General features: G+C 59.3%; 7 protein-coding genes. 1 reads left to right on the forward strand and 6 read right to left on the reverse strand.

Annotated features, from left to right (window positions below):
• Positions 1–1097: putative peptidoglycan glycosyltransferase FtsW (locus R6T97_RS00665; RefSeq protein WP_410347383.1), on the reverse strand; the 1097-nt coding region annotated here is incomplete at its 3' end.
• Positions 1098–1283: 186 nt separating this feature from the next.
• Between R6T97_RS00665 and R6T97_RS00670 the strand changes: the two genes are divergently transcribed.
• Positions 1284–2474: an NAD(P)/FAD-dependent oxidoreductase gene (locus R6T97_RS00670; protein WP_410347384.1), complete on the forward strand. Its 1191-nt coding sequence runs from the start codon at positions 1284–1286 to the stop codon at positions 2472–2474.
• Positions 2475–2480: 6 nt separating this feature from the next.
• On the opposite strand, the gene murD is transcribed toward R6T97_RS00670, so the two are convergent.
• The 5 genes from murD to R6T97_RS00695 all read right to left on the reverse strand — a co-directional run.
• On the reverse strand, positions 2481–3881 hold the full coding sequence (murD, locus tag R6T97_RS00675) for a UDP-N-acetylmuramoyl-L-alanine--D-glutamate ligase (protein WP_410347385.1): 1401 nt from the start codon (positions 3879–3881) through the stop codon (positions 2481–2483).
• Positions 3881–4963: a phospho-N-acetylmuramoyl-pentapeptide-transferase gene (gene mraY, locus R6T97_RS00680; RefSeq protein WP_410347386.1), complete on the reverse strand. Its 1083-nt coding sequence runs from the start codon at positions 4961–4963 to the stop codon at positions 3881–3883. The genes murD and mraY overlap by 1 nt, the downstream gene beginning before the upstream one ends.
• A 10-nt stretch (positions 4964–4973) precedes the next feature.
• The gene (gene murF / locus R6T97_RS00685) at positions 4974–6407 is read right to left on the reverse strand and encodes a UDP-N-acetylmuramoyl-tripeptide--D-alanyl-D-alanine ligase (protein WP_410347387.1); all 1434 of its coding nucleotides are present in this window, start codon (positions 6405–6407) and stop codon (positions 4974–4976) included.
• Positions 6404–7891 (reverse strand): UDP-N-acetylmuramoyl-L-alanyl-D-glutamate--2,6-diaminopimelate ligase, encoded by a 1488-nt coding sequence (locus R6T97_RS00690; protein ID WP_410347388.1) that lies wholly within the window; start codon positions 7889–7891, stop codon positions 6404–6406. Before R6T97_RS00690 ends, murF begins: the two co-directional genes overlap by 4 nt.
• A gap of 13 nt (positions 7892–7904) precedes the next feature.
• On the reverse strand, positions 7905–9605 hold a 1701-nt coding region (locus R6T97_RS00695), incomplete at its 5' end, for a peptidoglycan D,D-transpeptidase FtsI family protein (RefSeq protein WP_410347389.1).

Genomic DNA, 9605 nt, shown 5'->3' on the forward strand with positions numbered 1-9605 from the left:
ATACCAACGGCGATGCCGCCCGCAATCAGGGACGATCCGCCATAGGATACGAACGGCAGGGTCATCCCCTTTGCAGGCAACAGCCGCACGGCAACACCCATGTTGATCATCGCCTGCACCCCGAAGATGCAGACAAGACCTGTCCCGGCAAGACGAATGAACACATCGCGTTCCTTCATCAACCGCAACAAGGACCGCACAACGATCACCGTGTAAAGCGCGATGATCACCAGAACACAAATCAGCCCGTATTCCTCGGCTGCGACAGCGATGATGAAATCGGTATGGGCGTCAGGCAGCGACCATTTGACCTGTCCTTCGCCTACGCCAACACCGAAAAAACCGCCTTCGCGGATTGCATTGGTCGCGTAGCCAAGCTGGGTGTTGGGATCAAGATCGGGGGACAGAAACCCATCAATACGACGGGCAAAGTGTTCCGAGTTTGCATAGGCGATCGTGCCACCAAAAACGACCAGCCCTGCCAGAATGATCAGCAAGATCATCGGCGCACCGGCGACGAAGTACATCACACCCCAAGCAAACAGAACCAGAGCGGCCTGACCAAAATCGGGCTGCACGGCAAGCATCAGCACAATGACCATAGTCAGCACGAAGGAGTAGCTTTTGCCGGGCGGCCCGCCCAACTGCTGGGATGCCGCCAAAAGCCAAGCGGTCATGACAACAAAACCCGGCTTGAGAAATTCCGACGGCTGCAAGGACGCAAACCCCAGCGAATACCAGCGCGTCGCCCCTTTGCCGAAATCCGTGCCGAAGACAGGCAGGAAGGCCAAGGCCACAAAAGCACACAAAAACCCCAGAATTGCCAAACGGCGCACCAGCGTCGGCGACATCATGGATACGATGAACATCACCGCCATCGCCATGCCGCCAAAAATCGCCTGACGGGTCACATAATAAAATGGCTCCAGCCCGTTCTTGGCAGCCAGAGGCGGCGAAGACGCCAAGCCCAACAGCAGGCCGATCCCGAACAACAGCAGGATGCAAGACATCGTCCACTTGTCAATTGTCCGCCACCATCGGGGCAGAACCGGGTCGCCGGATTGCACCGGGACCGTCCCATAGACCATTTCCGTCATGGATCACCGCTCATTTGCCTACATCGCCCGTTTTCCGGGTCTGGTTTTACCTTAACCGCCAATTGACGGTGATTCCACTGAAAAACCACGCCTTGGATTTTCCATGTTCATGCCCGGCCTTCACCGATGTCACAAACAAACAGGCAGTATTTGATCTCCCCTGCCGCTTGCGCCATATGAGCCGACATGGACTTTGAAACTTTGATCATTGGCGCAGGTGCCGCAGGCATGATGTGCGCGGCCCACGCAGGCCCCGGCGTTCTGGTCGTGGATCACGCAAAAGCCCCTGGCGAAAAGATCAGAATTTCGGGCGGAGGCCGCTGCAACTTTACCAATCTGCATGCCAGCCCGCAGAATTTCATCAGCCAGAACAAACACTTCTGCAAGTCCGCTCTCGGGCGGTACACGCAATGGGATTTCATCGAACTGGTCGATCAATATGGGATCGCATGGCATGAAAAGACTCTGGGACAGCTTTTTTGCGACAACAGTGCAAAAGACATTATCGCCATGCTGCGCGCCGAGATGGACAAGGCTGGTGCGCAGCTTTGGCTGCAAACCGATGTCGGGAAGATTGCCCACGATGGTTCAACTTTCACGGTCGCATTGACCCGCGAAGGAAGGACCCGAACGGTCACGGCACGCAATCTTGTCGTGGCATGTGGTGGCAAATCTATCCCCAAAATGGGCGCGACAGGACTGGGCTACCAAATTGCGGAACAGTTCGGACTGCCTGTGATCACGCCGCGACCGGGTCTTGTTCCGCTGACGTTCTCGGATGACAAATTCAAACCACTTGCGGGTGTCGCCATCCCTGCCCGCGTGTCAGCGGGCAACACCAGCTTTGATGAAGCGATCCTGTTCACACATCGCGGGCTTTCGGGGCCGGCTGTCCTGCAGGCATCTTCCTACTGGCATGAAGGCGAAACGATCCGCGTCAATCTGGTGGCGTCAAGTGACCTGCTGGCCGACCTGCAACACCAGCGACAATCCGAAGGGCGCAAGGCCCTGACCACGGCCTTGTCACAACACCTGCCGGGCCGTCTGGTTGACCACATCAGGACAGAACTGGCGCTTGACGGCAATATCGCGGACCAAAGCGATGCCAAGCTCACAGCACTCTGCGACGCCCTTGCCGACTGGACGCTCAGGCCTGCGGGTTCGGAAGGTTACCGGACCGCCGAGGTGACGCTCGGCGGCGTGGACACCGATGCACTCTCGTCAAAGACGATGGAGGCAAAACGCGTCGCGGGGCTTTTTTTCATCGGCGAATGTGTAGATGTGACCGGTTGGCTGGGTGGATACAACTTCCAATGGGCCTGGTCGTCGGGTTGGGCGTCGGGCAAGGCGATAGCGGACAGGCAAGCTGGATCGTGATCACCCTTACCTGAACAGCGCCATCACCCGTTCAATAAAATCGTCGCCCCGCGCTTCAAAGCTGTCGTACTGATCAAACGAGGCCGCAGCGGGCGCCAGCAATACAACCTCACCGGGCTTTGCATCGGCTGCCGCCCGTGTCACAGCCACATCCATCGTGCCGCAAACCTCGGTCTCGCAACCTGTCAGTTGGCGTGCGAAACTCGCGGCCTCGCGGCCTATCACGTAACCCTTGGCGACATGATCCAGATGCGGCAATAACCCGTCCAGCCCGCCTTCTTTCTGCAAGCCCCCACAAATCCAGCGTATCTTGGGAAAGGCCTGCAAGGCCTGCGCCGCGCTGTCAACATTCGTCGCCTTGCTGTCGTTCACAAAGCGCACGCCATCGCGGTCCAGCACGACCTGACTGCGATGCGGCAGCCCCGGATAGCTCTGCATAGCCGCCTCGATACCCTTGGGGCCCAACCCCAAGGTCCGACAGGCGGCATAGGCTGCACAGGCATTTTGATGGTTGTGCGCCCCCGGCAGACCGCCGATTGCCCGCAGATCAACCGATCCGACCTGCCGCCCCTTGCGGTACTCTGACAAGAAGCCCTTGCGCGCAAACACAGTCCAGCCTCGTCCCCCGAGCTTCTGACCCGAAGAAATCCGAATGACACGGTCATCCCCCGGACCCTCGGTCAACTGATTGGCCATATAGCGCCCTTCGGCCTCGTCCACACCAATGACGGCACGGTCAGGCCCACCTTCGGCAAAGAGCCTGCGTTTTGCCGCGAAATACCCGCCCAGACCGGCATGGCGATCCAGATGATCGGGGCTCAGGTTGATAAAGACGGCCACGTCCGGCGTCATGCTGCGGGCAAGATCGGTCTGGTATGAGGACAGTTCTAGCACCACCACTTCGCCATCATGCGCCGGTTCGATATCCAGCACACCACGCCCGATATTACCGGCTAGTTGTGCGGGACGACCGTTCTCGACCACAATGTGATGGATCAACGCAGCCGTTGTGGACTTACCGTTCGATCCGGTCACCGCAATCACGCGAGGTACCGTATCAAAGCTTTCCCATTCATCAGTCGCAAAAGACCGGAAGAACAGTCCGATATCATTATCGACCGGCACCTCGGCGTCCCAAGCGGCCGCAATCACCGGATTGGGGCTCGGGTAAAGATGCGGAATACCGGGGCTGACGATCAGACAGGCCACTGCATCGAATGCATCCGGTTTTGTCAGATCGCGCAGGTCGAAGCCTGCTTCCTTTGCTGCATCCCGCGCGACGGCGCTGTCATCCCATACGACAGGGTGCGCGCCACCAGCGGCTAGCGCGGCGGCAGCGGCCCGCCCGGAACGCCCCAGCCCCAACACGGCAACCGTCTTGCCGGTGTATCCTTGTACAGGTATCATTAGCGCACCTTCAGCGTGGCCAACCCGATCATCGCGAGGATCAGCGAGATGATCCAGAACCTGATCACTATCTGCGGCTCGGCCCAGCCTTTTTTCTCATAGTGGTGATGGATCGGGGCCATCAGGAACACACGCTTGCCGGTCCGTTTGAAATAAAGCACCTGAATGATGACCGAGAGCGCTTCGACCACGAACAGGCCGCCCACGATTGCCAGCACGATCTCGTGCTTGGTGGCAACTGCGATTGCGCCGAGTGCGCCACCCAAAGCAAGTGAACCGGTGTCGCCCATAAAGACCGCCGCTGGCGGGGCGTTATACCAAAGGAACCCCAAACCCCCTCCGATCAGCCCCATCGTGAAGATCAGAATTTCGCCAGTTTGCGGCACATAGTGCACGTCGAGATACTCGGTAAAGTCGGTCCGGCCCACGGCATAGGCGATCACGCCAAACGTGCCTGCCGCGATCATCACCGGCATGATCGCCAAACCATCAAGCCCATCGGTCAGGTTCACTGCATTCGCAGAACCGACGATCACGATGATTGTAAAAGGAACAAAGAGAATGCCAAGATTGACCAGCGTATCCTTGAAAATCGGCAGGGCCAGTTGATTGCTCAGATCATCAGGATGATAGGCCGCCGCCCAGTAACCCGCGATCCCTGCGATCAGAATACCCAGCAAAATGCGCACCTTACCCGACACGCCCGATGTGTTCTGCTTGGACACCTTTGCATAGTCGTCGGCAAAGCCGATCGCCGCAAACGACAAGGTCACAAAGAGAACCATCCAGACAAACGGGTTATCCAGCCGCGCCCAAAGCAAGGTCGAAAACGTCAATGCGCCTACGATCAGCAGGCCGCCCATCGTCGGGGTTCCTGCCTTGACGAAATGACCCTCAGGCCCGTCATCACGGATCGGCTGACCGCGCCCTTGTGTGCGGCGCAACACGTTGATCAGTGGTGGTCCGAAAATGAACCCGAACAAGAGCGCCGTCATGAATGCCCCGCCTGCCCGAAACGTGATATAGCGGAACAAGTTGAAAAAGTCGCCACCGTCCGAGAGTGCTGTGAGCCAATATAACATGACAGTTACCTTATTGTTGTTGCGAGTGGCGATGCCCGAGTTTTCGGATGGCGTCAACGACAAGGCTGACTTTGCTGCCTTTTGAACCTTTCACCAGCACCACATCGCCTGCATCGACAAGACGCGACACATGCGGCACCAACTCGGCGGCAGTTTGCGCCCAGCGCCCGCGCTTTTCTTCGGGCAAGGCTTCCCAAAGATGCCGCATCAGGGGGCCGGAACAATGGACCAGATCGAGGGTTCGCAGATGCGCGTTCTGTGCCATCTCGCGGTGCATCTCCGCCTCAGACTGGCCCAGTTCCAGCATATCGCCCAGAATGGCAACGCGGCGCCCGTTTACAATGCGGCCCACATTGTTGGCAGGCGTCGAAGCGGCCAACACCTCCAACGACGCCGCCAGCGATGCGGGGTTGGCGTTAAAGGCATCATCCAGCAACTCAAGGCTTTCGCCATCGTTGGCCATGTCCGTCACGATCACTTCACGCGTGCCGCGCCCCGCCGGGGGGACCCAGGCTGCGATATCGAGAGAGACCGCGACCGGGTCGGCACCCAGCGCCTCTGCCACTGCGAGCACACCGAGAGCATTCATTGCGAAATGGCGACCCGGTACGGAGAGTTTGAAAAGATAGTCCTCACCACCACCCGATGCGGTGATCACCGTCACATCGCCGGTGATGCGGACATTCCTGACGGTCCAATCCGGCGCGGTTTCACCAAAGAGAACCGTTCTTGCGCCCAGCGCGTGCGCGTGATCCTGCAAAATCCCGCTGGTCTCGATGTCACCATTAAGAACAGCAACACCTGCGGGCTCCAGCCCGTCCATGATGCAGGCTTTTTCAACCGCGATTCCGGCAAGGTTCTCGAATGACGCCAGATGTGCGGCTGCAACCGTCGTGACCATCGCAACATGCGGGCGCGCCATCCGGGACAGGGGCGTGATCTCGCCGGGGTTGCTCATGCCGATTTCAATGACAGCATAATCCGTATCGGCAGGCATTCTTGCCAAGGTCAGCGGGACCCCCCAGTGGTTGTTGTAAGAGGCCTCGGCAGCGTGGCACTTGCCTTGTTTTTCCAAGACAGCGCGCAGCATTTCCTTGGTCGAGGTTTTCCCGACAGAACCCGTGATCGCGGCGATTTTGGCATCGGTCCGCGCCCGGGCCGCGCGGCCCAAGGCAGCCAGCGCCTCAAGAACGTCGGATACGATCAAGAGCGGCGCATCCTCGGCCACGCCCTGAGGTCGGTGCGTCACCAAGGCGGCAGCAGCCCCTTTATCCAGCGCTTGGGCCACGAACGCGTGCCCGTCGCGCACATCCTTGAGCGCAACGAAAAGATCACCTTCCTGTATTGTCCGCGTATCGATCGAAACGCCCTGTGCCTGCCAATCCTGCGTCGACTGGCCGCCAGTTGCCGCTGCAGCTTCGGCAGATGTCCAAAGCGCCTTCATATCCAGCCTTCCAGTGCTGCCACCGCCACACTTGCCTGCTCGACATCGTCAAACGGCAGGACTGCGTCGCCGACAATCTGGCCGGTCTCATGTCCCTTGCCCGCGATCAGCAGCGCATCCCCTGCCCCCAGCATGTCGATGCCGCGCAGGATCGCTTCGGCCCTGTCGCCCACTTCGGTGATGCTGTCGGAACCGCCCGCCCCGACCGCGCCAGCCATCACCGCCGCGCGGATCGCTGCAGGATCTTCGGAACGGGGGTTATCATCAGTTACAATGACAATATCAGCGTTCTGCGCGGCGGCTGCCCCCATCAAGGGCCGCTTGCCCGCGTCGCGATCGCCTCCTGCACCGACGATGACGATGATCCGGCCCATCACATGCGGGCGCATTGCTTTCAGCGCAGTCTCGACCGCGTCGGGTGTATGGGCGTAGTCAACAAAGACAGCCGCCCCGCTTTGGCGTGTCGCCGCCAGTTCCATGCGGCCGCGCACCGTTGTCAGGTATTGCAGCGTGTCGAACACCGCGTCGGGATCAGCGCCCGCGGCAATCACCAGACCGGCAGCCAACAGGACGTTTTCCGCCTGAAAGCCCCCGATCAATTCCAGCCGCGCCTGCCGCGCGCGTCCCTGCCAGTCAAACAGCAGGTCCTGTCCTGTTGCATCAAACCGCTGCCCCGTCAGGCGTAGGCGGGCGTCCGGATGACGACCGACACCGATCACCTCTTGCCCACGGGCAGCACAGATTCCCACTACGTCTTCGCCTTTGGGATCGTCGAGGTTGATCACCGCGATGCCATCTTCGGAAAGAACACGCGTGAAGAGCCCCATTTTGGCGTAGAAATAAGCCTCGAAAGTTTCGTGATAATCGAGGTGGTCCTGACTGAAATTCGAAAATCCCGCAGCCGTCAGCAGCACACCATCCAATCGTCGCTGGTCAAGACCATGCGAGGACGCCTCCATCGCAACATGGGTGATCCCGTTTTCTACGGCCTCTGCCAGAACGCGGTGCAAGGTAATGGGTTCCGGCGTCGTGTGTTTAAGCGGGTGGTTCCATGCCCCCTCGACTCCTGTGGTCCCCAGGTTCACCCCCAACAAACCCAGTTCTTCCCAAATCTGACGGCAAAATGTCGAAACAGACGTTTTTCCATTCGTGCCTGTGACAGCGACCACGGTTTGCGGATGCGCCCCGAACCAGAGTGAAGCGGTCTGCGCGACCGCCTGTCGCGGGTCTTGTGCCACAATGACAGCGGCATCTGAGGCGGCCAGTTCGTCCGCCGCAATCTCGGCCCCTTTGGCATCTGTCAGGATGGCGCCGGCCTGCATACGCAAGGCATATTGAATGAACTCCCCGCCATGCACGCGCCCGCCCGGCAAGGCGGCAAAGAGGAATCCCGGCTGCACATCACGGCTGTCCACCGCCAACCCGGTGATTTGCGCCTCACGCCCGCCCCGCGCCGTCAGCCCCAGTTCCACCAGTGATTTCATAATCTGACCTCGCTTAATTCGAGGTCAGTGTTACACCGACCTGCCGAGGCGTGTCCACTTGTGGCCGCAGGCCTAAAAGAGGCGCTGTGCGGCGGATCATTTCGGCGGCAACCGGCACGGCGGTCCAGCCTGCTGTGCGACGTGGTTCATCGCCTGAATTCTCGGAAGGTTCGTCCAAAGTCACAATCAGAACATATTGCGGGTCATTGGCAGGAAAGACCGTGGCAAAGGTCGAAATCACCTTGTCTTCGTAATATCCACGACCCGCCGCGCGCGGCTTGTCTGCGGTCCCTGTTTTGCCGCCAACCTGATAGCCGGGAACTTCGCCGAAAGATGCTGTCCCGCGCACAACGACCTGCCGCAGCATTTCGCGCGAGCGTGCGCTGACAGCTTCACTGACAATGCGCGGCCCACGCTCTATGGTGTCGCGGCGCAACAACGTCGGTTCTACCCGTGTGCCGCCGTTCAACAAAGACGCGTAGCCCGCAGCCAGATGCACCGGCGATGACGAAAGCCCATGCCCGTAAGAAATGGTCATCGTTGAAATTTCCGACCAGTTGGATGGCAAGAGTGGCTTGCCTGTTGGCGCTTCGATCATCTCGAGCGGTGTTGGTTCAAGGAAACCGAGCGAATCGAGGAACGCCCGCTGACGTTCCGCGCCAATCTGCATGGCGATCCGGGCCGTTCCAACATTCGAGGATTTGACGATCACATCAGTGGTGCTCAGTTCAGGACCGTAATTGCGGAAGTCACGAATCCGGAAACGCCCCCAGCTCAACGGACCTTGTGTGTCGATAATTGTCTCCGGGCTTACAAGTCCCAGTTCCATCGCCTGCGCCACCGCGAAAATCTTGAAGACCGAGCCCAGTTCGTAGACACCCTGCACGGCGCGATTGAAAAGCGGGCTGTCAGCCTGATCACCCGTCGTCAATATGCGGGGACGGTTGTTGGGATCAAAATCCGGTAAGGACACCATCGAAATGATTTCGCCGGTATGGACATCCATCAAGACCGATGTCGCGCCCTTGGCGTTCATGATCGACATGCCGCCCGCAAGCACCTGTTCTGCGGCGGCCTGCACGGTGAGGTCCAGCGAAAGCTGCAATGGTGCGCCTTCGTTGGCCGGATCACGCAAATAGCCATCGAACTGCCGCTCGACGCCAGCGACACCGATCACCTCGGCACTTGCGACACCTTCGCGTCCATAGCTGGCACCGCCAAGGATATGTGCGGCAATCGGGCCGTTGGGATAAAGACGCATTTCGCGCGGTCCGAACAGCAAACCGGGCGACCCGATATCATGCACGGCCTGCATTTGTTCGGGGCTGATCTGACGCCTGATCCAGAGGAACCGGCGTTCACCTTGAAAGTCTTTGAGCAGTTCGGCTTCATCGAGCTCTGGAAAGATTTCGGCGAGACCCTTTGCTGCATTTGCCGGATCAATCATGTCACGCGGATGGGCGTAGAGCGAATGCGTTTGCAGGTTCGTTGCCAGTATCCGCCCATTTCTATCAACGATATCAGAGCGCTGTCCGATTATCGGATTGCCTATGGCAGACGCACGCGGTTCTTCCGGGACAGAGGACGCCAAAGCACCCATCCGCATCCCGATCAGGCCAAAAGCGCAAAAGAATGCAAGTCCCAGAACCAACAAACGCCCTTCGGCGCGCTGGCGCTGCTTGTCCGCCATCGCCTCATGGCGACGGGCACGGTT

This window comes from Yoonia sp., from assembly GCF_046498525.1.
In the GTDB taxonomy this organism is placed as follows: Bacteria; Pseudomonadota; Alphaproteobacteria; order Rhodobacterales; family Rhodobacteraceae; genus Yoonia.